Below are 24,898 nucleotides of genomic sequence, written 5' to 3'. Positions count from 1 at the left end.
CCGACTGCCTGTCTGATGGGCAAGCCGGCGCGCGGCAAGAAGTGCGATGCTATCGAGGGCATCATCGACGAAGGCAAGGAGATCATGGAAGAGTACGCCGACACGCCGGCGCTCGATCCGGGCCTGGTCTCCGCGGCGCAGGCGGTCGAGCATTACGAAATCGCCCGCTATGGCACATTGAAGGCCTGGGCGACAAAGCTCGGCATGAAGGACGCCGTCAAGCTCATCGATCAGACCTTGGCCGAGGAGAAGAAGACGGACGAAACACTTACCAAGCTCGCCGTCAGCGCCATCAACGCCGAAGCCGCCTGAGGAGATGCGCGATGAAGCGAGCCATTCTGGCAATTGCAATTGGCTGGGCGCTGGCCTCGCCAGCGCTCGCCCAATCGGTGAGTGAGAAGACCGGCGTCAATTCCGTCCTTGGCGTCGCGCCTAAGACGGAAGACTTCATCAAGGAAGCCACGACCAGTGACATGCTGGAGATCGAGGCGGCCAAGATTGCGCAGCAGGAAGGCAATGCCGCCGAGAAAACATTTGCCCATCAGATGATGGCTGACCACACCAAGACCAGTACGGAGTTGAAGGAGATGGTCAGCGGCGAGATGAAGTCAGCGTTGCCGACCGCTCTGGACGACAGCTCACAGAAAAAGCTCGATCGGCTGCGCGACGCCAAGCCGGACGATTTTGCCAGCGAATACGATCCGATGCAGGTCAGCGCCCACAAGGACGCAGTTTCGCTCTTCGAACGCTACGCCAAGGGCGGCGACAATCCGAAGCTGAAGGATTGGGCCGGCACGACCTTGCCAGCGCTTCAGCATCACCTCGTAATGGCGCAGGACCTGAACACTAACCGAAAGTAGGCGAATGGCCGCCGGCAACCGCCAACCCGGTTGCCGGCGTGGTGTCCTCCGGGCAGGACGATCGCGTCGTAGTCGGCAGCGACCGCCTGATCCAGCGTCTTGTCGACCTTGACCGGACGTCCCCAATCCTTCTTGTCCCAGCCCTTGATTTCGCCGGCAGCGATCGATACGATTTCGACAATTGCGCCAGCCTTCTTCAGACGATCGCGCGGCACTTCGAGCCCCGACTGCTCAAAGCCATGCGTTGCGAGAATGGCGATCTTCCTACCACTTAAATCCACTGGCTGCTCCATTGGCGCTTTCCTGACTGGTCCTTGATCAACACGGACCGGACGCGGTGACCGCGTTCCGACAGGCGTCATGCTTCCGTCAGCAGCCGTCGCAGGTAGCAGAGCCCATCAAAGGTCAGCCTAGTTTCCCTCGCCTCGCCCTTCGCGACTTTGCTTCAAGGAACGTCTCAAGCTCTAGGCGCTCGAACAAACCTGTCTGCGATACCCATCAGCGATGGTGTTTCCAGCACGTTGATTTGAACCATTTTGCTTAAGCGCTAGTCACGCCGATGGTTCCTATGCCCGTTGAGGCGTGGGCGGTTACAAAAATTTGTTCGTGCGGCACGCGGCAAGGAAAAAGCTCCAGCCTCACGACTTTGCAGTGCCGGTCAAGCACAAGCCCTTCCTGTTGCTTACCGTCGCATTCTCCGACTTTCATCTCGGTAACGCCGCAATCGTCCCGCTCTACGGTCTTGCCGCGGTTGCCGGCGCTCATGCCGACGGTCCGGGCTTCGTCGCAACCACGATTGTTGTGGCTCAGGGGATGATGGTCGTCGCGTCGACGTTGGCGCGTCGCTCAGCCCCGCGCTCGGCGGCTGGATCGCGCAATGGGTCGGCTATGGCCCCGCCTTTCTGGTGCTCGGCGGACTGGGATTGCTGTCGGTCGCGATCTGGGTCGTTTTCCGATCGACCCTGCGGAAATACTAGTGAACATCGGTCTTGCTACGAAGCCTTGCCGACCGTATCCGCCATCCTTGCGCCACGCGATCCGAGCGGCTTGCCACGGCCCTCGGTCGAATCGATGGCGGTCTGATGCTCAATCTCTGAATTCAGCTCCGCGCCACACAGCACGATGATCGCCGACATCCACATCCAGGTCATCAGGCCTATGGCGGCGCCAAGCGAGCCATAGGTCGCGTCGTAATCGCCGAAATTCGCCAGGTACCAAGAGAGCAGCGCCGAGCCGATCAGCCAAAGCGTCGCCGCAGCAACGGCGCCGACACTCAGCCATTGCCAGCGCGGCTTGGCTCGGCTGGGACCGAAGCGGTAGAGCACCGCAAGCGCGATGAGGAGCAGGATGACGAGAATGGGCCAACGTCCGAACCCGATGACGAGTTCGGCCCGTGCGCCCAGTCCGACCTGCTGCAGCAGAAGCGGGACGACGACCACCGCCCCCACCATCAACATGATCGAAACGAGCGCTGCGATCGTGAATGAAAGCGACATCAAGTTGAGTTTGACGAAGCCGCGCTTCTCTTTTTCCTCGTAGACGACGTTGAGCGCGTCGAAGATCGCCTTCATGCCGGCATTGGCGCTCCAGATCGCGATCAACAGGCCGAACACAAAAGTCACGCCCAGCGTCGAGGTGCCTTTCGCGAGAACACGGGCGACCTGGTCCTGAACGATCGCGAAAGATCCCTCCGGCAACATGAGTGCCAGACTTTGCAGGTTCGATGAGATCGTGGACGGATCGGCGAACAGGCCGTAGCTCGAGACGAGCGCGGTGATGGCCGGGAACATTGCCAGCAGGCCGTAGAACACCACGCCGGCGGCGGTCGCAAGCAGCCGGTCCTCGTCGATCTGCTGATAGGTGCGCAGCAAGACATCCTTCCAGCCGACAGCCGGAATCTGAAGCGGCGTATGCGCCAGCCGTCCACGCTCTTCCGTCTCCGCCAGCATCGGCCCGGCGGCCTGCCCCTGAACGGGTGACGAGCCCGATCTAGACAGGTGTCGATAGATCGCAACGGTCGCCAGCGCCGTTGCCCCCGCGAGCATCAGGTCGTTTGGCCAGCGGGAGCGCGGGGCCATGGCTAATCCTGGACGTCGTCGTGCCGACGCCTGAAGCGCGATGCGGCAAACCAGCCAATCAGCATCGCTGCGGCCGCGGCGGCCAGCGCCTGAGTCGTGGTGTCGGCGCTCCCTCCTCCCGGCCGGGAAGTGGCGATCAGCCGTGCCGCAGCGGACACCGCGATCGCCCGCTTGAGCATATCGACCTGCCGGCTTGGCCGCGGCACGGCCGGCGCAGGGTGCCCGAGCAGCAGGCGGCCCATCACCAATCCCAGGAGTCCGAGGACGAGAAAGGCGCCCCCGATCGTGGCATATGCGATCCAGATGTCGTAACGCATCTCCAGGGCCCGGAAAGCCGCGTCAACGCCTATCCCGATTGCGATCACGAGCGAGACCCCGCCCGCCAACATAAAGCCGCATGCCAGCGCGTAGCCGGCCACCAGATGCCCGGTCCATTGTCGCAGGTCCGCGAGATAAGAACGGACGATCAGGCTGAACGGAGATGGTCGGGTGTTGGCGCGCATCGCGATGTCCACTGCAAGTCGGCATCCGTCAACCCGGCAGGACGATCGACGTTCCCTACGCCGACGCGCGTGACGGCTCCAGTCGACCGGCGCTGGCGTCGGGAAGCATCGTGCTGACGAAGCCCATGAGCCGCTGCTTCACTGCGTCGCCATCAGCCGGCTTGGCCGTGGCGATGACCGTCAGCTCCATGATGGGATGTACAGCAACGGATATGTCCACGGCCTTGGAGGTATGCGCCTCGGGTGCGGGTCGTGCCACCCGAGGACGAGCAGCACGATGCCAAAGACTGCATGCCCTCCGTAGAGGACCGGCGTCGCCTTCAGCGTTTTGAAATTGCGCGGCATCAGTCCTGCCTGCGGCGAAGGTGGCCTACATGGCCGCCACAAACAGGCCAAACGCGCCCGGGAAAATTGCGCTTCTGGTCACGCGGAGCTGACAAGCGCGCCGGATGTCTAACTGCTTGGAGGAAAATGCGATCGCGGCGGCAGGGAACTCGGGAATGGTCTCGCAACCATGAGCGTCGCGCGTTCATCGGTTTCCAGCGCGATCTTCTGAGCCAGCATCACGTCACCCGCCACCAGACAACCGACCGGCCGGAAGCACCAGCCGATCACGTCGTGGTCCCTGTCGTCCATCGCATAGACATTGGTCGACATTCCGTAGCAAATTCGATATCGCTTGCCGGACTCCGAGCCGACAACGTCGAAGCGCTTGTATTTCTCGAACTGCGACCGCTGCTCTGGCGAAAGCCACGCAAACATCAGCGCGAACCCCCTAGCTTCGATTCTTTCGTAGGCCTGCCAGCGATCCCAGATCGAGACCAGCGTCCCGCGCAGAGCAATGGCGACGCGACCGAGTGCGGCTGAAAAAGGTATGTCACGCAGACGTGCCGTCATCAGCCGCCGACCAGCCTTGGGTAGAATAGAGTTTCTTCGGCGGTCGGGTCCAGCGAACGGACGAGCGCTACCTCCCCGGTCGATGTCCGTATTGCGGCGGTGTAGCCATCCGACGTCAAGTCGGTGAAACGCGCATTCGCCCGAGCGAGTTGCTTGCTGTCATTTGGATCGAAATCGTGGCGAGTGTCGCCGGTATGATCCATGATCAAGATCGTTGCCATCTCTGTCTCCCTTGAGCACCTTCAATCAACTACTCAAACGATTGGCACCGCGGTGGTCGGCCTGCCGCCCATCCACCCGGGTAGCGCTGCGCCGTCGCGATGCCGACCGCCTGCGCAGGCCGAGGCCCAGGCGGCGACCGCGCCGAACAGCAGCGCCGCCGCAGCCGAAAACGCCAGGATGACCGAGCTGCGTCGTGATCGCTGGATCGCGGTGCTCGCATCGCCGATGACACTGTCGACGCGCTTCTCGGCCTCGACGGCAGGTATCCCAGTCGCGGCTCCGACCTGCTGGATCAGATAGCTACGATCTTCGGTGCTGACGCCGGTGTGGCCGGAGCTGGTCAGCAGGATGCGGCCCGCCTCGGCCCGCTCATAGCCGATATCGACATTGGCCGGACGCCGTAACGACCGGTACAGACGATCGATCTCAGCGCTCAGCAACGGCTCCGCGGCGGTAACTGACGGCCGGTTCTGGATTGTCGGGCGCGCGGCCGACAGGCCGATCAGCGCGACAACCGCGGCCCCTACGACGACGCCGAGCGCCCACGCCGTGAGGCCGTGAAGCCCGTCGCTGCTTTCAATCAGATCGGAAGGCACGGCGCCCATCACGCGCTGCGCGCGGCCGGCGATGTAGCCGCCGACGCCGAAGCTCACCAGCGCCTGCAGGATCAGGTACAGCCCGGATAGCAGCGCGAGCGCAGCCGAGGCATCACGCCACGACGGCGAGCTCGAGCTGACGCCCAAGCCGATCGCAGCGCCGAAGCTGATCAGGATCAGCGACAGAGCCGCCGCGGCGAGCGCGCCGGCGAACACCGGGCTCCATTGCAGCCGAAGGCCGCCCTTGGCGTCGACGACGTCAGCAAGATCTCGATCGCTCTCCATGATGTGCCTACCGCAATCCAAAGAACGACAATATCGCAAGAATGACCACGATCAGTCCCACCAGATAAATCAGCTGGTTCATGAAAGCCTCCTCCGCTCAATTCGTCCTGATAATCTGGCCGGGAAACCAAAGTTCCTACGCGGATGAGTGATGCGACGCGGCGATCAAAGGGTGCGGCTCGCTTTCACCTCGGCGCCGCCATAGAACACGGCCAAAAAAGGAGCCTCGCCGAAACCGGGCTCCTAACGCACTTGTGGAATCGCCGAACCGGTGATTTCCACACTGTTTTCCGACATCGATTCTTCGCGATGACGCGACTCGGTGCCGGCGGGAATGGATTAGAGAGACGGCAGAGGGCCCATACCGCTTTCTGTTGTTGAGCAAGCAACGGTCCAGAGATCTCGTCGTCATCCGCGTATGCGGCCAAGCCAGCCAATGATTTGCTTGAGGGTTTGGCCGCTGCTGGTCGGCCTCCGTCACGAAGGCCTCCTCGATCCGAACGCAGGGTGCGTGATTTTCTAGCACGGAAGGGCTTTTGCCAACGCCATAGCCGCCGTGCGGGATGAACGGGCGCAGCGCCTCGCCGCGCAAATCATACGCCTTCAGAACGATCGGATCGGCGGCGGTGCGATTTCAGCCTAGATCGGGAAACCCAAGAAGACCTCATCATAGACCGAGAACTGGCGTACAGGACCCCCTGCAGATTTCGATGCTGGCGATCAGAGAGTTGGAAGCCAGGCAAGGTAGCGTCAGTCGGCGAGAAGATATGCTGGAATGCGCAACGGCCAGACTTGTGCTCAGTAAGCATCGCGTTTTCACCTTAAGACTCGCGCCGTGAGCACCCAAAAGGAACAACCAGGCCCGGCTTCACGTTGGCCTGCATGCCCAAATATTTCTTCCATCTCGCTGGCGACGTTCCCGCTAATGACGTGCTCGGTCACGAATGCTCAAGTGCCAAGGAAGCCAGGGAACACGGAAGCTTTATTGCGCACAGGATCGGGACTGAAAAACCCGAGATGGTCCGTGAGGGCAACTTCATCTCCGTAAGGGACGAACGGGATTCCGAGTTGTCTCAGATCTCATTGGCTTCGACGACAGTATGACGGGTAAGGCTTGTCTTATCCGCATCGCAGTTTGCTCCGCGACTCTTTTTGGACCTGCTGGCGCGGTGATCCCGGGGTTCCGGATAGGTATGGCAAGCTTCCACGTTGGGCTGGCGACGATTTAGGAGAGCCGTCGCTTATAACTAAGCTGCCAGCGCTTTTGAATCCTTGTACCGCACAAAAATCGCTGCACGGTTGCCAAATCGCTCCGCCGCCCCTTCGCCAAGCCAGTTCCGAGAAGCGTGACCAAAGCTCCATATCGCCGCTACGCACGCTGTTCTCGCCGCTACCACGCAGCGCCAAAGCCAAGCGAACCAAGGGATGGTGTGCAGCTTCGGTCTAACGATCTGAAAGAGGCGCTCGACCAGGAGCAGGCTGACGGCGTAGCACCCGACGATCATGGCCGTCCCGCTCAGCCAATGGCCCTCCCCCGCAACCGCAACCGTGACCAGTTTCAATGGCTCGACCGCCGCCGTCGGTGCCGCCAGCACGAATAGCGACTGGCGGGGTCCGAGATGCTCGATGGCTTTTTTTTATGCTCATGCGCCACCCCTCGACAAACCAGCAAACGCGAAGGCTTCGGCTTCTCCAAGTGCCGTTCACGCGCCACAGCTGCTTATTTCCATGCCTCAGATCGAGATATTACTCCACGTATAGGTTCCTTCACGGTGCCGGTTGAACTCGGGATGCACCGGTCATTCCACTCCCGGCCCGCGGTCTCTCCCAAGCTGCGCTTGGCTGGATTCCACCATTCGGTAGGCTTCCGACATCATGGCCGCCAACGCTTTGGCCTCCTTGACGGAGCGGCGGGCATCCGTCAGGTCTTTCACGAGCCGCGCTTTTCCAGCGGCTCAAGACCCGGTCGCCGAATGTTACTATAAGCGACCCAGGCGCGGGGGGCGCCAAGGCCGCCACTCTAAACTTCCAGTCGGGATGGGCGCCTGAAGGGGAGCATGTGTTGACTCCCTGCCTTGCCACTTGTTCCCGATGAAACCAGGCCCCGTCGGGACGCTGTTTTTCAAGCCCGGCGGGTCCTTCTGCGTCCATTTTGATCGGTGTCATTCCAAGGCAGGGAAAACGCCCGGCAACGACTTTTTTTGCCCTGCCCGCAACCTGTTCGTCCCTAGGGGGCAGGATCGGGACTGCGATGGGATCGTGACGGGTCAGATCAGCGGTCGATGAAACTCATCATAACGAACGACCACAAAGGCACGCGCTACCACAATGAGAAGAAACTGTTCGCGCAACTTCTGAACGCGCACCTCGCGCATTTACATATTTCTATGACGGCCACGCAGATTGCTGAGCGATTGCCCTTCCTAAGGGCGATCAATCAAGAAAACGGCCCCAGCATGGGAGCTGGGGCCGCGTTCCGACGGTTGCGTGGGCGCCCGGGGGAAGCGCGCACATAGACCAAAGTAATGCCGCGCCTGGTCGTTCCTATCTGCGCGATCCAATCGGACTCAGCCGTCTAATGCGAAGGACTTCCGAGGCGAGGTCCACTTTCGCCAGGGGTACATCCGCCCTCAAACGGCGGTCAGTCCTATTTCCGTTCAGCGGCTTCTCGGGGGACACGCAGCGCGCAACGCACGCCGAATGAGCCCGCGGTCGCCAGTTCGGAGTGTCCGCGCCGTCCCGTTCTTTCCGCGCCTCGCGCTCCTCCTTGGTGGGGAGCCTTCTGCCTCGTGTATCGAAATCCATGCTGGTCAACGTATCGTGACAGCCAGCGTTCCCGCGAGGGACCTGCCTCACGTTTCCACGTTGGCGCGTATTCCGATATTGTAAAGCTTGAACAACGAATACGCCAATTGCCGCAGCCGCGCAAAATCCCACGGATACTTAATTCCACATCGATAAGTCGCCCGAGAAGCTGTTTGCGTGCGATCAGGAGGGCACGGATCTCCTGCGCATCGACCGACTTTGCGTGCACCGGCCGAAACCATCCCATCCGGATCAACTGGGCGATCCCCGCGCGCATCCAATGCGATCCGTCTTGATCGTCATCGCCGACAATGCGGCCTTTACGTGCCGCGTTTCCAACAGAACCGTTTCAAATCCTGCTCCTTTCAGTCCCGCATGCAACCACTGCGACAGGGGCCCGGCCTCCAGCCCGATCCGCTTCACCGCAAAGCCAAGCGCATCAAAAAAGTTAACTAAGGCGTCGGGTTCAATCGCGACCTTTGCCTCCTTCAGGATTTTACCCTGAGCATCCACAACGCACGCGCTCGACAGTTCCAATGACACGTCGATTCCGGCATAGTTCTCCACGGCTGTCCTCCGTCTCCAGATGCTTGGGGCCGACTCAAGTCGTGACCCCGTTTGATCATCTATCGGGGGACAGCCACCATCATGACCCCTTGCTCGGAGCAGGGCCCATTACCGCATCTAGAACTTTAGTGTGCTGCGCAGGCCGAGCACGGTCGCGTTATGAAGAACCTTGCCGGGCATTGCACTGGAAGGGCTGGTGGCACCTCCCCCCGGGTGGATGATGTATTGCAGGTTGGGCTGCAGCGTCCACCCGTCCCTGATCTGGTATTGATAAGCGGCTGTCAGAAGCCCCTCGAAACTGCGCATCGGCCACGCGGGATCGACAAAAGTACGATAGTCGGCATCGAGCACCTGCGCGCGTTTCGACACATGCGCGTAGCCCGCCGCGATTCCGAACTTGTCGTCGGGACGGCTATCGTTGAGACCAATGAATTCGATGCCGGCGTCGGCGTAACGGTCGATCAGATTGCGGTCGGCCGGCGCGTCCGAGACGCGCGCAAAAATGCCGATCCCGCGGTCGTCGCTGTTCGGTACACGATAGAGCTTCTGCTCGAACACCATCCAGCCGCCGATATCACCGGACAGGAGCAAAGGTTCGCCGCTGCTGGCGGGTGAAGCCAGCGAGACGCCATTGGACGCCAATCTCTGATCGACGAAAGACCCAAAATGTCGCCAGCCGCCGAACTTGATCTGGCCGGCGGGATTTGGATCACCCTTCGTGTTGTTCCAGGCATATTGGATCTGACCGAGCAGGAGCGGCGGATCGTTGACGCGGAAGTTGACGCCATAGCGGTTGCGCTCCTGCGGATCACCAGGGCCGGGCCCGGCCTGGTCGCCATCGAAGATGCCGCCAAGCACGGACAACTTGTTGGCGACATTAACGAGGAGCCGGGCTCCCATCGCGGCCAAGGGAGGCGATGGGCCGCCGCTCGGCAGATCAAGCGAGGTGATCGCCGGCCAGCCCATCGAGGCGTTCGTCAAGACGTCGGTGTATTTGGTGTTGAAGAACTCGTTGTCGGCCGCGAGTTGCCCCATCTTGAGTGAGACTTTCTTGTTGTCCCACTGCTTTTCGAAATAGGCCTCATAGAGACGCGTGGATGGCAACGCCTCGATGCCGCTGACCACGAAGTAATTCTGTAGACTGCCGCGCGAGAGGCCGCCGCCATGGATCTGGAACATGTTGGCGTGGAATGTCAGTTGGTCGAGACCGGCGAGCTTTTGCAGATCAAGGTCAACAGCGAGGTTAAGGCGTCCTTCGTAGACAGAGCCCTGTTTCAGTCCACCGGAGGGGTTGCCCAACACTTCGCCGATATAGGTGGCTGCGAACTTGATGCCATATTTTTGCAAGGGATTGGGGAGAAGACCAAGCGTCTTTTCCTCCACGGTACTTTCGCCGGTGTCGGGATCGGCCGGTTTATCGTCGTCAGTCTTCTTGTTCTCCTGGGCAGCCGCTGTCCCTGCCTCAAACAGCGCAGCAGCGAGAAGCAGTTGCCCAAGGGCGTCTGTTGGTACGGCTCACGGCTTCGATCCTGACTGGCGAGATGCAAGCGTATCGGGCCATGTGATCGCCTTGAATTCAAGCCCGTTGTGGGGTGTCCGTGCGCCCGGAATCTAACCTATGTTAAAGACGAAAAGACAGTTCCCGTGACACGTGCGCTCAATCGTCGACCGACCAATTCGCGAGGATTCGCGTCACTGAGGCGACCTCGATTCGCAGGTTGAAGCGCTTGCTATAGAGATCGAGCAGCGCATCGTGGCTTTCATCGGATGAGCTGCACAGCGCGCCTTTGAACAGGATCACGCGGTAGCCAATATCGACCCCGGCCAGCACCGTGGCGAGCACACAGACATCAGGCTCCCCGCCGGAGACGATCACCGTGTCGACCTGATGGCCATCCAACAAAGTTTGCGGCTTGCCGTTGGCAAAAGCGCAATAGGCCTGGCGGACGATCACCGCCGCCGGCGGCACAAAGCGGGTCAGAGCCGGCACCAAATCGAGCAGCGTAGGATCCAGCTTCTCGCCCGTGACGCATTCCCATTTCTCATAATAGGCCCGCCAGGCGCCACGCGCGTCGGCTTTGTTTCGGACCGGAATGAAGCGCGTGAAGACGGCACGTTGCGGAGCGTGTGTGAGCAGGCTGAGCATCTGCGGCAGCGCGCGTTCCATCCAGGGCGTTGCCCATGGGGCTCCTGGCGCGAACAATCCCTGCATATCGATGCAGAGATGAACGGCATGCGGGCCAGGCGGTGAGAGCAATTGGCCCATGACCAGCTTGACCTGCCAAAGCCGGTCAGCCGCCGCGTCAGGCGTTCTAGGACAGCACCAATCGCCAGACCTGCAATCACATTGCTCGCCCAGCGCGCCAGCAAGGATGCGCGTCGAGACGAGGATGGCGCCGATGGCCCAGACGAGGTTTCTCTTGGCCTGGGGTAGTTCGGTGGCGGCAGAAGCGAGGGCTCCAACATGCACGGCATGGCCCGAGGGAAACGCATCAAGCGCAGAATGCCAGCCCTGATTGATAAGCATGAACGTGAGCGCAAGCAGCAAAAAAAACCTGCGGGTGAGCAGCGTGGGAAAGGTGCCGCCGCACTTGATGCCGCCGGAGTTGGCCGGGTCAGCATCGGCATGGCCGGATTTGTGCTGGTAATCTGGTGGCAGGCACCCGGCCATAATCCAGCGCACTGCCTAGTCGCCCCCTCGCTGAGCTGGTTCGCCGTCGCTATGTGTATGTGGCGGCTGCGGCGGGCATTGCCCAGGCCAGGCACCCCTACGCGGTGAAGGTGCCAGTTTTATCTTCGGGATTCACGGCGGGATCTGGCTGCGTGAGTTCACGCTCAGCTTGAAACCGAAACCGATCCTGCTGCCCTTCAAGTTCACCCGCAGCTTGCCACAGCAACTGGCCGGCCCCCTCTTTCGCGACCATTCACCACATTTGCAGTTTCTCCGGTTCGGTCCAGGCTTATGACGACTTCACCTTTTCCCGTGCCGCATCCGCAGCATCGATGCCAGCCTGCTTCACCCGATCGATGGCTTCGGCGCCGACGTCGCCGACTTCGGCGCTCAGCGTATCGGAGGCTTCGCGCAGAACTTGCGATATCACGCCGGCGCGCGCGTTCAAGTCGGCTTTGACATCGTCGCTGAGCTCGCCCACCCATTCGTTCTCGAGATCGGAAGTTCGGAACGCACCTGCAATTGCCGCACCGATTGTCAAGCCCACGGCGCCGAGGACGAGCGGCTGCCGGTCAAGCATGTCGGCCAATGATGATTGCGCTTTCGTGAGAGCCTCTTTTGCGGGCATGCCGAGATTCTCACGCGCATAGGCGACGCCTTCGGCGAACCGGTCCTTGATCTCGTCGGCCGCTCCCGACATGGCATCTGAAGCCGCGCCACTGGCCTCGCGCACGGCTTCACCGAAGCCAGTGGCGTCGTCGTGATTCGTTTCAGGCGCGGTCGGCGGCGCAGCGGTCCTTTGGAGCTCCGACGCGGCAGCGCGAACATTGCGCGCGCCGAGATCAACGATCGGCGAAGCCGCCGCTGTCGCCGATCGCGCCGCGCTCTTCAGCTTCTCGTCGCCTGCCAACAACCAGAACGCGCCGCCCCCGATAAGTGCTGCGGCGAGCGGATTTTCCCGCACCGCCGTCATCAAACTGTCGAAAAAACCTGCCTGCGTGCTGCTCATCGCACTATCCCCTTCACTGTGTCTTTGTCCTTTTCGAGCTGCCGGATTGTCTCCTGCGGCACCAGATTGCGAGCATCTAGCCGGTTGATGCCGATCGCGAACAGTACGCTCGCGATCACCACGGCCACGATTGCCGAGGTCAAATAGGAGAGCGGCTGTGACCACCCCGCGGCGATCATCGCCGCCGATAAGGCGAACAGCGCCATCACAAGGGCTGGGATCACCAGGACGGCGGCGCCGCCAATGAAGAGCAGCGCGCCGCCGACCTTCTGAACCTTTTCGCCGAACTCGGCCTTGGCAAGATCCACTTCGTTCTGGAACAGCTTGGCGAACTGCGACAGCGCATCGCCGAGCAGCGTCGAGATGGTTCGAAGATCGTTCTGACTCGTTCTGAAATCGTTTTGGATGCTCATGACACGTTGCTTCGCTGCGAGGATGACGATGGTTCGCGCTGTTTGGAAGATGAATACCGGTCGCCCGACGCCCTCAGGAAACGGACCGCCGCGAAGCCGGCAAGGACCGAGATCCCCAGAAACGCGGCCGGCTGCCGCTTCGCAAAATCGGTGGCGCCGTCGACGAGGTCGCGGAGGCTTCCTTCGCGGACTTTGTCGGCCGCGTCATCGACATATTCGGCAGCGGAAGTCATGCCACGGGCAGCGAACGGGGCGTCGCTCTCGAAAGCGCGCGCCGCTTCGCGAATGTTACCGGCAAGGCGCGCCATGAAGTCCGCGCCCGACCGCTGCTTGTCGCGCGCCTGGTCCTCGATCTGGTCCACCGTTCCGGAAGCCACGTCTTTGGCAGCGTCAGCCGCCTCCCTGAACTTGTCGCGGGCGACATCGGTCGACGCTCGGAGGGCATCGCCGGCGCGCTGCTTCACCTCGGCGCCAGCATCGGCCATCTGCTCCTTCAGGGTCTGCGAAGGGCCGCTATTCGGGTTCTGCGGGAAATTCGTCTCTTTAGTCAGGTCCACATCGCTCATGATCGTTCCTTCATGTGTTTGGGTTTGGGGAAGGACTGAAGGCCGTCCTGACGACGTCGTCGGCAGCCTCTTTGAGCCTGTCGGCCACGTTTTCCGTCAAGCGGCTGGCGTGCCCGCCGAGATCGGCCTCGCCGACGCTTCTCGCCGCCGCATCGGCCGCTGACATCGTCGCGTCCTTGGCCGCCTCGAAACCGGATTGTGCAGCCTCGCCCGCCGCCCGTTTCACGCTGTTGCTCGCCGGGCCAATCGCCTTGACTTCGGCGCTGGTTTCGGGAAGAGCCGCGGCAAGGATGGCGCCGATCGCGATTCCAAGACCGCCGATCAAGGCGGCATTGTCGCCGATGACCTGACGGGCCCTTGCAGGCGCCGTGGCCGCCGCGTCCTTGGCTGCGCCCGCTCTTTCCTTAGCGGCATCCATGCCGCTCTTGAACGTATCGCCGACGGTGCCGGCGGCCTGCGCCGCCCGCCCACCAAGATCGTCGGCCAAGCCGGCAACGGCATCTTGCGCGTCGCTGACCATATCGCTGGCCTGGTTTTGAGCCGAAGTCAGCCGGTCTCTCACGTCGCTGCTTAGCGCGTCCACTCGGTCGCCGGCCTGATCCAGCATCTCTCCCGCCTTCTCCATCACCGGTGCGGCCGCTTCCGCGGCCCCGTCGCGCACCGTCTTCGAGGTCAGGGCAAGTCCAGCCCCGATCATCAGAAGTGGCAGTGGAAAACCCCGCGCTAGGCGCAGCAGCGGGATTGCGACCGCAGTCCCCGCAGCGACCGCCTGCATCGGATTGTCCATCGCTTGTTGCTTCAGCGCCTCGACCCAACTCTGGGTCTTGTTGCTGATGTAATCGGAGACTTCCGACTTGATGTGTTGCGGCGAGACCTTGTGGCGGAGATCGTCAGCGGTATCCGATATCCGCTCCCTCAACCTATCGACCGTCACGGCGAGTTCGGCACGGCTGCGCTCGGACTTCCGCCTCAGCTCCTCCACTGATCGCGTCATGGCATTACCCTCTTGGATTTTTGTTCGGTTCTTTCGGGACGAACTCACGCTTTGTTGAATCGTTCCTCGTCAGGCCCCGCAAAGAGCGTCCCAACTTTGGTCTAGGCTCAGCAGTGCGCGCTCTGGCCGAAGCGCGCGCTTGAAACAAGCGACAGGAACGCGCCGACAAGCCGGTTCGTTGTTTTCCATGGACCGGCTCCTGCTTCGCTTCATGTCCGTCACGCCCAGATATCCTGTGTGGGTGCGGTACCTTTTGAGCCTCGGGCTTGTCGGGCTGGCGTTTGTCGCCAAGCTCCTGCTGGACGATCAGTTGAAACCCTATCCGCTGGTGCTGTTCATTCCCGCCATTTTCCTAGCCTCGGTCATCTTCGATCGCGGTTCAGGCTTTCTGGCCACCGGCGCGAGCGCGGCGCTGGCGGCGCGATACTTTATCCCCCCGCCGCCGAGCGCCGCGATCCTGCCGCTCCTGATCTTCCTGGCGAACGGGCTATGTATTGCAGCGATAACGGAAGCCTTGCGCACGGCACTGCAGAAGCACTCGGAGGCGAAGGCCTACGCAGACGTTCTCATGATGGAGTTAGCGCACCGGACGAGGAACGACCTCGCGACGATCATGTCGATCCTCCGTCTGCAGGCGCGGTCGGACCCTAATGCCGACGTGCAGGCGGCGATCACGTCCGCGCTGGCTCGGATTGAGGTCGTCGCGAAGGTCCATGATCGCCTGCGCGACACGCCGGTCAACAGCTCGGTCGACCTGCCGGCCTATCTTGAGGCGTTGTGCGGGAGCCTCTCTGATCTACACCGGGGAGTGCGCCCGATCGCGATACGGGTGTCCTGCGACGAGATCGCCGTCAAGAGCTCGCAGGCCGCGTCCGTCGGCTTGATCGTCAACGAGCTGGTGACGAACGCGTTCAAGTACGCGTTTCCGGAGGGGCGTCCGGGCGTCGTGGAAGTTGACGTTCGGACGAGAAACGAAAAGGTCGTAATCACGGTGAGGGACGACGGAATCGGGTGCCCCGCCGAGGCGAAGAGCGGTCTGGGGACCCGCTTGATCAACTTGATGACGGCCCAGATGAAGGGAGGCATGACCAGGGCGCCGATGGCGCAAGGGTGCGAGGTGCAAGTTGTGGTCGTCGTCGAAAGCTGATCACGAACGCGTACCCGAAGTTGGGGACTTCGGGGCTGAGGCAGCAATCTCGGGCGCACTGAGGCTGCGGTCGTTACCCCGTCTGACGATCATCAAAAAGTGGATTGCCCAAGGAAATTAGAGAGGTGCCTCCACGAGAGGTGAGATGGGATCGGCAGGGCGTCGCCGATGTGCCCGTCAAGCTCGGATTCGACCCCTTGAGATCGCACGGGTCGTGATCCGCGCGGCTGACGGGGACGTGGTGCCATTTCGCAGGCCGTAGAACTGATGGACTTCTTCCTCCGTCCCACCGTCATAGCCGGCGACAAGATCGAAAGCGATTTCGGACTGATCCACGACGGCGGGCCGGATCAGGTTGGCGACCGAAAGCAACCCACCATTGCCCGTCCCTGCGGATGCGACCGGCGGCGCTCCCGAGCTGGAAGGTGCCAAAGCGCCTCCCGGCGACGCCGGCCGGATATTGGGCCGGGCTGCAATATGCGATCGCTAAGGGCTGGCTCGATTACCACGAGAGCGGGACCTACGTTCGGATGCTCCAGCCCGGCAAACACCTATTCGCATAAAGACTACGCTAAACCAGCGACCCCGGCGCCTAACGCAAGCGCCGGGGATCGCTACTCCCAATAGCTTCTTGGCAGAAACAACGGGAGCTGGCACTTAGACTCTTCGTATTGCCCTTCGTTCCTCCGGGGGGCGGCGCGACGGCGTCATGAGCCACCTTCTCGTCATGGCTGCTGCGCGCTTTGCGAAGCGGCTCCCGCGCAAGCCACATCTCTGGGGTGAAGCTGGCGCCGAGCGCGAGCGATGCAATCGTCACTTCCGCTGGCGTGCGTTCACGCAACGCCGCTACCAGCTCCATCACGCGCTCGTAGTTAAGGTCGGTCGCTTTCACGGTGTTCGCTCGGATGGCTGCAGTCGCGGTGAGCGGAGCCATTCACTCATGCGCGCGCCGGTTTCGGCTTGCCGGGCTAGCTTGAGAAGGGCTTCTCGCTCAGCGCTTGGGGAAAGCGCTTTGGCACGTTCGCGAAACTCATTCGCTCGTTCTTCGAGCCGCTCTTCTAGCGAAACAGCTTGTGGTTTGTACCGGCGACGATGCTGCATAGCACACCTCGAAATACGGGTCCTAATCCGTGGGTTTCAAACAGGGAACCATCCCTAATATGCCTCAGCATGGCTGACTGTTCCTCCCGACCAACGCTTAAGGACAGGACGTGCGACTGACCGGTCGCGGCCCTCTCAATCGCCCCGTTCCCGTTCGGGAACAAGACTCGTTGAAGGCGGACATGCCCGCAATCTTATGGTGGGCTGTACCCACGGTTCTCGTGGTTGGCGGGGGTTGGATACTACCTGATCCGGGTCGTTCATTAATTGTTTCGGAGAGAGGGAGAAGACCCACTACAGAGCGAAAGGATGAAGCTCGCACGACGTCCAATTAACTCTGCCTTGCGCGTCTAATTTCAAAGGCAAAGCGGACGGTCATAACGGGACCGTCGTCGTCGCGCACCGCAATCTCCATCTGGTCGGCCCCGCTGGCGGTGGCCACAGCATCCCGGGCCATGGCGCCCAGGGACAGCGCCGCTTCGTTCTGCGCCGCTACCAAATCCCGCAGGTCTAGGCCTTCCTCATCTAGAGCAATGCCCTTGCTGTCCTTTAGGTCGAAATAATATCGAGGCATCAGAGTCACTCGCTTCATTCCGATAACCCAAAGCGACCGGCCAGAAAGCGTTCCTGGTGGCCAGTTTGGTTGTCTCAGGCTGGATAGCGGGTACAACCGATCCGGTTCCAAGGGCGACTTGACTGAAGTGCTATAAATGGTGGCGTCGAATTGATTCGAGGCCACATCATGAAGAGCAACGCACAACGTCGCCTGCCGCTACAGGCTACCCGGCCCGCCTATCGTAGCCTCGAAGGTTGGGCACTCGGCATGCTGATCGAGCACCACGCCGTGAGAGAGTGCGAACACCACGGCCATGCCCTCGATCGCAGTGACCCCGATGCGCGGAACCGGGCTCGTGAAGCGGCGTGGAACCAGCCATTCCCGGGCGCCACTCCGGAAAAGTGCCAGGCCGCGATCGATCAAACCCTGCGCGGGATCGGTGATACCTGTCCGGATTGCTAGGCGAGACTCCACTTCGCTGACCGGCGTCCTATATTGATACCATTCAGTGTAGGTGGAGTTTTGAGTATGGCCCCGCGCGCCAATTGGAAGGGCTTTTTGCGGTTGTCCCTGGTGACTTGCCCTATCGCACTATTCCCGGCGACCTCTGAATCCGACAAGATCAGCTTCAATCAAATCAACAAGAAGACCGGTCACCGGATCAAGTATCTGAAGGTCGACGCCGATACGGGCGAAGAGGTCCAGTCCGACGATATTATCAAGGGCTACAAGGTCGACACCGACCGATATCTCGAAATCACCAAGGACGAGTTCGAGAACATCGCGCTGGAATCGACGCGTACCATCGAGATCGACGAGTTCGTGCCCAGAAGCGAGATCGACGATCTCTATCTGGTCCGCCCCTACTACATTGTCCCCGATGGCAAGGTCGGCCACGATGCCTACGCCGTCATCCGTGAAACCATCCGATCGCTCGATAAGGTCGCCCTCGCCCGCGTGGTTCTGACCAACCGCGAGCACGTCATTTCGCTCGAGGCGCGCGACAACGGGCTGATGGGCATGCTGCTGCGCTATCCCTATGAGGTGCGCGATTCGGCCGAGTATTTCGAGGACATCCAGGACGTGAAGATCACGAAGGACATGCTGGATCTGGCCAAGCACATCGTCGAGCGGAAGTCCGGCCATTTTGAGCCGACAAAATTCGAAGACCATTATGAGCGGGCTCTGCAAGAACTGCTCGAGCAAAAGCGGAAGGGCCAGCCGATCGCGGCGACCCGCAAGCCCGCGCCGAGCAACGTCTTCAACTTGATGGATGCGCTGAAGCAGAGCATCCAGAGCGGCGGCAAGGCGGCGCCGGCGAAATCAACCAAGGCGAAGAAGACGTCGGCCAAGCCGCAGCGCAAAGCGGGCTGAGGTGCCTGTCCGGCTATTCCAGCCTTGCATTCCGTCCGGAGGGACAGGACGCCCCTTCTTATGCACCGAACTGCAAAGCAAACTTTGGACACGTAGCCGCTTTTCGCGCCGCTGGCGAGCAATAGCCCGCCGAGCACGAGCAAATCAGCGCGAGCGCGACGACGACAGCGGTACGAAGCATGTCAACGCTTGACATGGATCTCGACGAGGTTCGTGACGATGCAGACGACCCCGCCGCTTAAGAACATCCCGACGCCCCACATCAATTTCGTGAAGTTGCGCACGCCGGTTGCCGGCGCTTGCCCATCCGGACGGCCTGGACGGTCGGCTTCATGTCGGCGATCTCTTTCGTCGCCGTCGAGATCTGCGCGCCCATCGTCATGACCTCAGCGCACAACGCCTCGACCTTTTGATGCAGGTCTTTCCGGCCCTCCGAGGCCTTCTCCTCCATGCGCTGCCAGGTGTGCAGCGGCGTTGCGACGGTCGACTGGAGGCCGCCGATCTTGGCGGCCATTTGAAGCAAGGCCGCATTTACGCTGCCAGTGTCGTCGCCGCTCATTGCGCCTTCTTTCGCTTGAACAGGCTGAAACCGCGCGCCGGCTGTTCCGACGGCGTCGCGCTCTCGCAGTAGACGCCGTCGACGCATCGTCGAGGACCTCTGCGAGGCCAGCACGAACGCATAGAGCTCATGCAACTGGATGATCTCGCCCGTCATCGCGGCCTTCGTCGCGATCAGCTGCGTGCCCTCAGAGCGCCTGGACGCCAGAGGCGCCCCACAGCGTGGTCTCGTCCTTTGCGATCGCGATCGAGTTGCCCCTGCGTCGGCTCCGGATTACAGAAGCCGAGCAGGTTCTGGTCGTCGAAAACGAGCCCCCAGATCTGCTCGGGATACTCGGTCGGCACCAGGAAGCCCACGCCGCTGCCGCCCTGGTTCTGCTGGAAATTGGTCGGCGCCGCGCCGAGACGCGGGTCGAGGCGGCCGCCGGTCATGGCGTTGCGGACTGAGACCGCAAACTCCGCAACGCTGGGGAACCGCCGGTCCGCTCCGGATTGATATCATTGACGACGGTCGCCAGCGCCGGACCGCCGAGCGCGGTCGAGGAGCCGAACAGCGCCGTCCGGCGCAGCTTCTTTTCCTCGGCCGAGATCTGCTTGTCGAGCTCCGCCACCTCGGCCCCGGGCGCGTCGACCTTGGTCTCGAGCTCGCCGACCTGCGCGGTCTCGGCCTCGGTCGGGTTGGCGTTGCCCTGCAGCGCGTTGAGCTGCTCGAGCGCGGTTTTGCCGTCCTTTGCCTTGTTGGCGCGGGCCTGGCGCAGCTGCTTGATGTCCACTCGCATGGATCAGTGACTCCTGGTTGGTCGGTGGTTTTGCCTGGACGGAGAAAGAGCCCGCGTTCCCGCTGTCCAGGCGACGGCGCGGGTCGAGCAACTCAGGAACTGAAAAAGGGAATCGGCCGACTGCCGGCTTTCAGTGAGCAAAACGCGCCGATGGCAGCTAAACCAAAGCGCGGCCGCTTTCCGCGACGGTTTTCCTCGCTTGCGTTGCAGCAGTAGAGCTGTGTTTCTGGAGGGATATTTAGAGACCTCGACCAGTATTTCGTTTTGGAAGTGTCGCTAGGGGTGTTCGTTAGGGTCAATCACCGCGCGGCTATCGGTATTCATCGGTGATGAGAACGCCCGATCAGCGCTCCCGCCTTCCTGAAATTGGAAAGGAGCGCGCCATGATCCTCCAACGGCAGCGTTTCAAACAACTCGATCCACTCGGCGAGCGTCTTGCGCAGGAGGCTGTATGCCTGCGGAAAGAAGCGATGGGCACAACATTGGGAGTGGAGCGCGAAAAACTTATTCGCAGGGCGCGGCTAGCGGAAACCGGCTCGCGCATGGCCAAGTGGCTTTCATCGCCCGGCCTGAAGGTTCCGACCTAAATGCGCAGCTCATTCAGCGACAACTACACGTTGGGCAAGTTCAACCCGCGCTCCTATGCGAGCTGGCTCGCCGAACTTCGCACCATGTTTCCTGTCCCCGATGAACTTTTCCTAGCGGAGGCAATCTTCAGTTTCGAAAGCGCATTGAAGGAAGGAAAGACGCCGCGGCAGGCTTACGAGGCGTTTGATATTTTCGTCGGCGCGGACGGTTAGGCTCGTTTTAGGCTTGTGGCCTTGGCCGCCTTGACGTCGCATTCAGCGGCATTTTATTGGTAACGTTCAGCGCCCTGCTTAGATAGGCGCTTGGCGGCTACCTTGGCGAAAGGATCAATCCTAACGTTAGAGTCCTTGCGCAGCGGTATGACTACGGTGCTGTCCCCGAGCGCGTGGAAACTGGCGCATGCCCTAGGAACCACTGCTCGATCCTTTCGTTGCCTCGTATCCCGTACAGTAAAGGAACAAGACCATGGATCGCGAACACGTGAAGGGCGTTGCCGACAAGGCAAAAGGCGCCATCAAAGAAGGGGCCGGTAAGATCAGCGGTGACAAGGACCTCGAAGCCGAAGGCAAGATTGATAAGGCCAAGGGTTCTGCCCACAAGGCCGCGGGAGACGTGAAGGATGCAGCGCGCGACGCAGCTGATGCCCTCAAAAAATAGACAAGATCAAGCCGCCTTCGGGCGGCTTTTTTGCCACCGGGATTTGCGGCTCGGAAGACAGAAATTGATGGAAGCTCCCCTCGTTGAGGCATGAGACATTTGCGCTGGACTGATGAGGAAACAAATCGTCTGAAAGCACTGATTGCTTCGGGAGCAAGCGCGGCTCGGGCCTCTGCTGCGCTACGACGTCCGATCGCATCGGTTCAGCGGCAAGCCCGGAAATTCGGGATGCGATTTCCATCAATCCCTGAAGAGCGCAGGCGAATAAAACTGTTGCTCAAGGATTGATCGTTCAATCGAACGCCAGCGCCGATCGCCGGCGCGAACTCGGCCGCGGCGAGCGCTGCTGCAGCACGCAGCCGACGAACTGGTCGAGGGTTGCGATCCGGTCCGCCATGCCGCGCGCAATGGCCTCGCGCGCGCCGACCATGCGGCCCTGACCGAATTCGTCGCGGATCTTGGTCTGCGTCATCCGACGGCCGCTGGCGACCGCGCTCCAGTCTTGCGGAGGCGGAATCAGCCGCCGCCACCGTCAATGCCGTGCACCAGCAACATAAGGGTGTCCGTTCCCGCCTGGGCCATGAGACCCTACAACGCCGCGAAGGGCGCGGTCGTCAATCTGACCCGGGCGCTCGCGATGGATCTCGGCAAGAAGAGTGTCCGCGTCAATGCCGTTTGTCCCTCGCTAACGCGGACGGGAATGACAGCGGACATGATGGATGACCAAGAACTTCTCGGCAAATTTGCCGAGCGCATTCCCTTGGGAAATCGCATCTGTGATCGCCTTCCTCGCTAGCGAGAACACCAGCCTCATTACCGGGCCAATGTGGCGGTCGACGGCGGCGTCTCTGCATCGAACGGGCAGGCGCCGCAGCAATAGAAGTCGGCCCTCCAGGGTTCAGAAGATCGCGTGCGCTGTGACGAATGGAGCGCCCGCACCGCTGCTTTCGCAGCCTGGGCAGGGCCGCTGGCTTCAATTGGGTAGAACCAAGTCGCCGCTATCCAGGATGTCGGGCTTTGGGGTCAGGGCACCAATGGAATGCCTACCCCGCGTTGCACTTGCTGTTCGCAAGACGGCAGTATTCTCCGCGCAGGGCTTGCGGTCTGCCGGTCGCTTCCTGAGCGGTCCGGAGTACCGTGGCTAGGAACGATGCCTAACCCGGTTCGTTGTTCCCTTCGGACAGGCAAACGCAAGTAGCGATGCTCGGCAAACAAGCAACTTCCCACCCGCAGAGGTCCGGCGCAAATGACCAGGGTCTCGTATCGCCGGCGGTACCGCCGAGCCTGGCAATCGCTTGTGATTATCCTTTTCCGCTGTCCAGAGACAGCAAGGCTCCGTCCGAACGCGACGTCAATCGTGCGGAGGGACCGTCCATTGGGGCGAACGGCCTCGCTCGCCAGGCGGTGACGCTATCGGCGATCCCGCCGCGGTGGCTATGGAACGTTTCAGTCGTTTAATGGGAGATTGATATTAAAGTCTATTTTTTCTGCCGCGAATGCGGCGCTCTCTATTCTGCATCTCAAGAGCGGGATCCTGCCCCACGATCATTTCAGGCGCCTTCAAATGCGAGCGCTGCGGCAAGCCAGTGCATCATTGGGCGGGGCTCTATAGTTACTCTGACTGGGAACGCGTGACCGATGAAGATGAAGGGTGACCGCCCCTACTCCGACCCCGAGAAAGCCACGCGCAGGATCATGAAGTACGCTCGTGCGTTCGAGCCCGTGCAGGACGGCAGGATCTACATCCAGAAGATCAACCGCCCGATGGCGCCACGTTAACGCCGGTCAAGCGCGAAACGGTGTGGTGCCGACGCCTTCGCAAAGCGCGGCAATGACTTCAATCTCGCTTATCGCGGGAGAGAACGTTCATGAAGCTCATCCTCACGAGGTCCTCGTGCGCGCGAAACGTCGCGCAATGAAAGAGGCCGCCAACTGAGGCGGCCTTTGGAAATGTTATAAGCCTTGGTAGCTATTTCTTGGATAGCTACTTCTTGCCATGCTCTTCCATGTGAGCCTTGCTCGCCTCTTCGGTGTGATGCGTGGCGTGATGGCCGTGGCCGCTTGCGGTATGAGCGTGGTGGGCTGCTTTTTCGTGCTGCCCGCTCTCATGATGCTTAGCTGCTTCGCCGTGGTGCCGCGCGGCGTTGGTATGGTGTTCTGCCGCCTGCTTGTGGTGTTCGGCTGCATTCTTTGACATGGATGTTTCCCTCTAATCCCGGTGTTCCGCAAGTCGTTAACTTGCGACATGGGCAACAAACGGCGCCGCGAGCACAGCGTTCCTAATCCGATGAAGGACACCCCAAATTTAAGCTAAGGATATTTGAGGTCAAATACGGACACTACCCATCTGCGCGGTGGAATGAGAACGAATCGGGGATCATCAAATCTATGTGCGTGAAACGTGGAATATATCGATCAGTAGTCCTACTGAGAACGTTGGCCGTCGCTTCGTAGAGGCAGGGTTAAACTCAAACTGGCGAAGTGTCATGAAAAAAGGAACGGCCCCAGCGAGGTGACGCACTGGGGCCGCGTCAAGGTTGATCGCAGCCGCTGGCTTGGCAACTCAGCGGCAGTACTGGGCCCAATAAAAAGATAGGGAATGAAACAGTCGCCCCAGTGCTGATGAAATCATCGGAGCGCAGGGAAGTTCCAGGATTAGCTAATGTGAATCGAACGGCGCCGAACCGGAAGGGCGTGTACCGTCCGGTAAGCTGCGCGAGGCTGCCGAGCGCGCGCGCGCAAAATTGCCACTTATTCCTGAGTGTTGAATGCTGGCCACAGTTCAAGCTTACTGGTCCTCCAAGCCCGTCCAGGTTGGCCAATCTCGACTGACGCGACTGCCCATGCGGCACCAGCAACTGCCCTACGGGCCTCCAGGAGTTGCTGGAGGCCACTTCGTTTGCATTCGCCAAACGAGCCCTGAATTCCTATCTCCAGGGCATGCCCATCGCCCGAAAGCCGCTCGAAATCCCGCCGGAGGTGGCCCGAAAATTTGCCGCCACGATGCAGCTGTTCCATGCCGAAACGAGCCCGCTTAAGCGGGACGCGATCGCCGCGGATAAGTGAGAGGCCCCCATGTTCATGGCGCGATGGCAGGCGACACGTACCTCCTCGTAACGGGTAGTTGGACCACCCCGGACACCACCGTCGAGCGCTCTGTCGTCGACAGCGTTGCGCAGACGCCCCGATGACCGGCGAGCTGACAAAAATTGAGTACTCCAGCGAGAAACCGAAGCTGGTCAGCCGATCGGCGTTGGAGCGGATAAAGGATCAGCTACTCGCCCCGATGCTGACCAATCGGCCCACCGTTAGCACCTATCCGCGAAAACTCGATGTCGAGCTGTTCGACAGCGATGATCGTGCGCAAAACGAAATCGATCACGTTGGACGGACGTGAAACCTGGAAGCCCATCGAAGTATGGGCGTATGAAGTTGATGGGTACATTTATTGTTACAAGAACGATGATGAGACCTTCGACCGGGATACCAAAAGCATCACGAGTATCGACGGCACATGGTTAGATGTTCCGAAAGTGGTCGAGGTTCCACGTTGCACCGAAAACACGGATGATGCCTGCAGATTCAAAGGCACCATTCTCGGATCGCCGGGGACAGGCGGCTCGTTATCGAGGAGATCGAGGACGAGTACTTTCCGCGTTGGCGGGCCAAGAT

General features: G+C 61.0%; 34 protein-coding genes and 2 pseudogenes. 13 read left to right on the top strand and 23 right to left on the bottom strand.

Features of this window, described 5'->3' with window-relative positions:
• Together H8B02_RS05510 and H8B02_RS05505 are read left to right on the top strand one after the other, a co-directional pair.
• The coding region (locus H8B02_RS05510; protein WP_229165227.1) for a YciE/YciF ferroxidase family protein at nt 1-312 on the top strand (312 nt) is incomplete at its 5' end.
• Between the two features lie 11 nt (nt 313-323).
• Nucleotides 324-860, top strand: coding sequence for a DUF4142 domain-containing protein (locus H8B02_RS05505; protein WP_229165226.1), 537 nt, complete (start codon nt 324-326; stop codon nt 858-860).
• A 44-nt stretch (nt 861-904) separates the two neighbouring features.
• On the opposite strand, the pseudogene H8B02_RS05500 reads toward H8B02_RS05505, so the two are convergent.
• The 8 genes and pseudogenes from H8B02_RS05500 to H8B02_RS05470 all read right to left on the bottom strand — a co-directional run.
• Nucleotides 905-1,141, bottom strand: a pseudogene (locus H8B02_RS05500) (DJ-1/PfpI family protein); the annotation flags it as partial.
• A gap of 259 nt (nt 1,142-1,400) precedes the next feature.
• Nucleotides 1,401-1,625 carry a hypothetical protein gene (locus tag H8B02_RS05495; RefSeq protein WP_229165225.1) on the bottom strand — a complete coding sequence of 75 codons (225 nt, stop codon included), beginning with the start codon at nt 1,623-1,625 and terminating at the stop codon, nt 1,401-1,403.
• Nucleotides 1,626-1,852: 227 nt separating this feature from the next.
• Entirely contained in the window at nt 1,853-2,938 is a 1,086-nt protein-coding gene (locus H8B02_RS05490; protein ID WP_229165224.1) for a YihY/virulence factor BrkB family protein, read from the bottom strand.
• A 2-nt stretch (nt 2,939-2,940) separates the two neighbouring features.
• Nucleotides 2,941-3,441: a hypothetical protein gene (locus H8B02_RS05485; protein WP_229165223.1), complete on the bottom strand. Its 501-nt coding sequence runs from the start codon at nt 3,439-3,441 to the stop codon at nt 2,941-2,943.
• 55 nt (nt 3,442-3,496) lie between these two features.
• Entirely contained in the window at nt 3,497-3,631 is a 135-nt protein-coding gene (locus tag H8B02_RS47940; RefSeq protein WP_283842145.1) for a hypothetical protein, read from the bottom strand.
• Nucleotides 3,632-3,894: 263 nt separating this feature from the next.
• On the bottom strand, nt 3,895-4,338 hold the full coding sequence (locus H8B02_RS05480; protein WP_229165222.1) for a hypothetical protein: 444 nt from the start codon (nt 4,336-4,338) through the stop codon (nt 3,895-3,897).
• Nucleotides 4,338-4,559 carry a hypothetical protein gene (locus H8B02_RS05475; protein WP_229165221.1) on the bottom strand — a complete coding sequence of 74 codons (222 nt, stop codon included), beginning with the start codon at nt 4,557-4,559 and terminating at the stop codon, nt 4,338-4,340. Before H8B02_RS05475 ends, H8B02_RS05480 begins: the two co-directional genes overlap by 1 nt.
• A gap of 33 nt (nt 4,560-4,592) precedes the next feature.
• Nucleotides 4,593-5,441, bottom strand: coding sequence for a hypothetical protein (locus H8B02_RS05470; protein WP_229165220.1), 849 nt, complete (start codon nt 5,439-5,441; stop codon nt 4,593-4,595).
• 882 nt (nt 5,442-6,323) lie between these two features.
• Between H8B02_RS05470 and H8B02_RS48820 the strand changes: the two genes are divergently transcribed.
• Complete coding sequence (locus tag H8B02_RS48820) at nt 6,324-6,545, top strand: DUF6894 family protein (protein WP_376711596.1); 222 nt, start codon at nt 6,324-6,326, stop codon at nt 6,543-6,545.
• A 1,810-nt stretch (nt 6,546-8,355) separates the two neighbouring features.
• On the opposite strand, the pseudogene H8B02_RS05465 reads toward H8B02_RS48820, so the two are convergent.
• The 8 genes and pseudogenes from H8B02_RS05465 to H8B02_RS05430 all read right to left on the bottom strand — a co-directional run.
• Nucleotides 8,356-8,813: pseudogene (locus H8B02_RS05465) on the bottom strand (IS110 family transposase); the annotation flags it as partial.
• 117 nt (nt 8,814-8,930) lie between these two features.
• Nucleotides 8,931-10,196, bottom strand: a complete 1,266-nt coding sequence (locus H8B02_RS05460) for a carbohydrate porin (RefSeq protein ID WP_229165219.1) — start codon at nt 10,194-10,196, stop codon at nt 8,931-8,933.
• Between the two features lie 274 nt (nt 10,197-10,470).
• Nucleotides 10,471-11,496 carry a cysteine hydrolase family protein gene (locus H8B02_RS48410; protein WP_312000630.1) on the bottom strand — a complete coding sequence of 342 codons (1,026 nt, stop codon included), beginning with the start codon at nt 11,494-11,496 and terminating at the stop codon, nt 10,471-10,473.
• Nucleotides 11,497-11,581: 85 nt separating this feature from the next.
• The gene (locus tag H8B02_RS05450; protein ID WP_229165218.1) at nt 11,582-11,737 is read right to left on the bottom strand and encodes a DUF2934 domain-containing protein; all 156 of its coding nucleotides are present in this window, start codon (nt 11,735-11,737) and stop codon (nt 11,582-11,584) included.
• Between the two features lie 36 nt (nt 11,738-11,773).
• Nucleotides 11,774-12,493, bottom strand: a complete 720-nt coding sequence (locus H8B02_RS05445) for a hypothetical protein (RefSeq protein ID WP_229165217.1) — start codon at nt 12,491-12,493, stop codon at nt 11,774-11,776.
• On the bottom strand, nt 12,490-12,906 hold the full coding sequence (locus H8B02_RS05440) for a phage holin family protein (RefSeq protein WP_229165216.1): 417 nt from the start codon (nt 12,904-12,906) through the stop codon (nt 12,490-12,492). The genes H8B02_RS05445 and H8B02_RS05440 overlap by 4 nt, the downstream gene beginning before the upstream one ends.
• A complete protein-coding gene (locus H8B02_RS05435; protein WP_229165215.1) occupies nt 12,903-13,472 on the bottom strand; it encodes a hypothetical protein in 570 nt (189 codons plus the stop codon). Before H8B02_RS05435 ends, H8B02_RS05440 begins: the two co-directional genes overlap by 4 nt.
• A gap of 10 nt (nt 13,473-13,482) precedes the next feature.
• Nucleotides 13,483-14,466: a DUF3618 domain-containing protein gene (locus H8B02_RS05430; RefSeq protein WP_229165235.1), complete on the bottom strand. Its 984-nt coding sequence runs from the start codon at nt 14,464-14,466 to the stop codon at nt 13,483-13,485.
• 139 nt (nt 14,467-14,605) lie between these two features.
• Here H8B02_RS05430 and H8B02_RS05425 point away from each other — a divergent pair, with 139 nt between their 5' ends.
• Nucleotides 14,606-15,613: a sensor histidine kinase gene (locus H8B02_RS05425; protein WP_229165214.1), complete on the top strand. Its 1,008-nt coding sequence runs from the start codon at nt 14,606-14,608 to the stop codon at nt 15,611-15,613.
• Nucleotides 15,614-16,205: 592 nt separating this feature from the next.
• Here the strand turns inward: H8B02_RS05425 and H8B02_RS05420 are convergent.
• Nucleotides 16,206-16,547, bottom strand: coding sequence for a hypothetical protein (locus H8B02_RS05420; RefSeq protein ID WP_229165237.1), 342 nt, complete (start codon nt 16,545-16,547; stop codon nt 16,206-16,208).
• A 498-nt stretch (nt 16,548-17,045) separates the two neighbouring features.
• Nucleotides 17,046-17,288, bottom strand: a complete 243-nt coding sequence (locus H8B02_RS05410; protein WP_229165212.1) for a DUF6894 family protein — start codon at nt 17,286-17,288, stop codon at nt 17,046-17,048.
• Between the two features lie 168 nt (nt 17,289-17,456).
• Between H8B02_RS05410 and H8B02_RS05405 the strand changes: the two genes are divergently transcribed.
• Nucleotides 17,457-17,732, top strand: a complete 276-nt coding sequence (locus tag H8B02_RS05405; RefSeq protein ID WP_229165211.1) for a hypothetical protein — start codon at nt 17,457-17,459, stop codon at nt 17,730-17,732.
• 66 nt (nt 17,733-17,798) lie between these two features.
• Nucleotides 17,799-18,644 carry a non-homologous end joining protein Ku gene (gene ku / locus H8B02_RS05400; RefSeq protein WP_229165210.1) on the top strand — a complete coding sequence of 282 codons (846 nt, stop codon included), beginning with the start codon at nt 17,799-17,801 and terminating at the stop codon, nt 18,642-18,644.
• Between the two features lie 262 nt (nt 18,645-18,906).
• On the opposite strand, the gene H8B02_RS05395 is transcribed toward ku, so the two are convergent.
• The 3 genes from H8B02_RS05395 to H8B02_RS05385 are packed head-to-tail and all read right to left on the bottom strand — an operon-like array spanning nt 18,907 to nt 19,981.
• Nucleotides 18,907-19,359 (bottom strand): hypothetical protein, encoded by a 453-nt coding sequence (locus H8B02_RS05395; RefSeq protein WP_229165209.1) that lies wholly within the window; start codon nt 19,357-19,359, stop codon nt 18,907-18,909.
• 17 nt (nt 19,360-19,376) lie between these two features.
• Nucleotides 19,377-19,634, bottom strand: a complete 258-nt coding sequence (locus H8B02_RS05390; protein WP_229165208.1) for a hypothetical protein — start codon at nt 19,632-19,634, stop codon at nt 19,377-19,379.
• Nucleotides 19,631-19,981, bottom strand: coding sequence for a hypothetical protein (locus tag H8B02_RS05385; RefSeq protein WP_229165207.1), 351 nt, complete (start codon nt 19,979-19,981; stop codon nt 19,631-19,633). The genes H8B02_RS05390 and H8B02_RS05385 overlap by 4 nt, the downstream gene beginning before the upstream one ends.
• A gap of 383 nt (nt 19,982-20,364) precedes the next feature.
• On the opposite strand from H8B02_RS05385, the gene H8B02_RS05380 reads away from it, so the two are divergent.
• The 3 genes from H8B02_RS05380 to H8B02_RS05370 all read left to right on the top strand — a co-directional run bounded on the left by H8B02_RS05380 (nt 20,365) and on the right by H8B02_RS05370 (nt 21,226).
• Complete coding sequence (locus H8B02_RS05380; protein WP_233287511.1) at nt 20,365-20,568, top strand: hypothetical protein; 204 nt, start codon at nt 20,365-20,367, stop codon at nt 20,566-20,568.
• Nucleotides 20,569-20,781 carry a hypothetical protein gene (locus H8B02_RS05375; RefSeq protein ID WP_229165206.1) on the top strand — a complete coding sequence of 71 codons (213 nt, stop codon included), beginning with the start codon at nt 20,569-20,571 and terminating at the stop codon, nt 20,779-20,781.
• 253 nt (nt 20,782-21,034) lie between these two features.
• A complete protein-coding gene (locus tag H8B02_RS05370) occupies nt 21,035-21,226 on the top strand; it encodes a CsbD family protein (RefSeq protein ID WP_038383571.1) in 192 nt (63 codons plus the stop codon).
• Between the two features lie 292 nt (nt 21,227-21,518).
• On the opposite strand, the gene H8B02_RS05365 is transcribed toward H8B02_RS05370, so the two are convergent.
• Nucleotides 21,519-21,698: a hypothetical protein gene (locus H8B02_RS05365; RefSeq protein WP_229165205.1), complete on the bottom strand. Its 180-nt coding sequence runs from the start codon at nt 21,696-21,698 to the stop codon at nt 21,519-21,521.
• Nucleotides 21,699-21,761: 63 nt separating this feature from the next.
• Between H8B02_RS05365 and H8B02_RS05360 the strand changes: the two genes are divergently transcribed.
• On the top strand, nt 21,762-22,022 hold the full coding sequence (locus H8B02_RS05360; protein ID WP_283842144.1) for an SDR family oxidoreductase: 261 nt from the start codon (nt 21,762-21,764) through the stop codon (nt 22,020-22,022).
• A gap of 842 nt (nt 22,023-22,864) precedes the next feature.
• Nucleotides 22,865-23,005: a hypothetical protein gene (locus H8B02_RS05355; RefSeq protein ID WP_229165203.1), complete on the top strand. Its 141-nt coding sequence runs from the start codon at nt 22,865-22,867 to the stop codon at nt 23,003-23,005.
• Between the two features lie 205 nt (nt 23,006-23,210).
• Here H8B02_RS05355 and H8B02_RS05350 read toward each other — a convergent pair whose 3' ends face one another.
• Nucleotides 23,211-23,423 carry a hypothetical protein gene (locus H8B02_RS05350; RefSeq protein WP_229165202.1) on the bottom strand — a complete coding sequence of 71 codons (213 nt, stop codon included), beginning with the start codon at nt 23,421-23,423 and terminating at the stop codon, nt 23,211-23,213.
• A gap of 683 nt (nt 23,424-24,106) precedes the next feature.
• On the opposite strand from H8B02_RS05350, the gene H8B02_RS05345 reads away from it, so the two are divergent.
• Nucleotides 24,107-24,292 carry a hypothetical protein gene (locus H8B02_RS05345; protein WP_229165201.1) on the top strand — a complete coding sequence of 62 codons (186 nt, stop codon included), beginning with the start codon at nt 24,107-24,109 and terminating at the stop codon, nt 24,290-24,292.
• A 121-nt stretch (nt 24,293-24,413) separates the two neighbouring features.
• On the top strand, nt 24,414-24,623 hold the full coding sequence (locus tag H8B02_RS05340) for a hypothetical protein (RefSeq protein ID WP_229165200.1): 210 nt from the start codon (nt 24,414-24,416) through the stop codon (nt 24,621-24,623).
• Nucleotides 24,624-24,898 lie beyond the last annotated feature (275 nt).

This window comes from Bradyrhizobium altum, assembly GCF_020889705.1.
In the GTDB taxonomy this organism is placed as follows: Bacteria; Pseudomonadota; Alphaproteobacteria; order Rhizobiales; family Xanthobacteraceae; genus Bradyrhizobium; species Bradyrhizobium altum.
The sequence above is the reverse complement of the archived record's forward strand: the minus strand, read 5'-3'. Positions and strand labels throughout refer to the sequence as shown.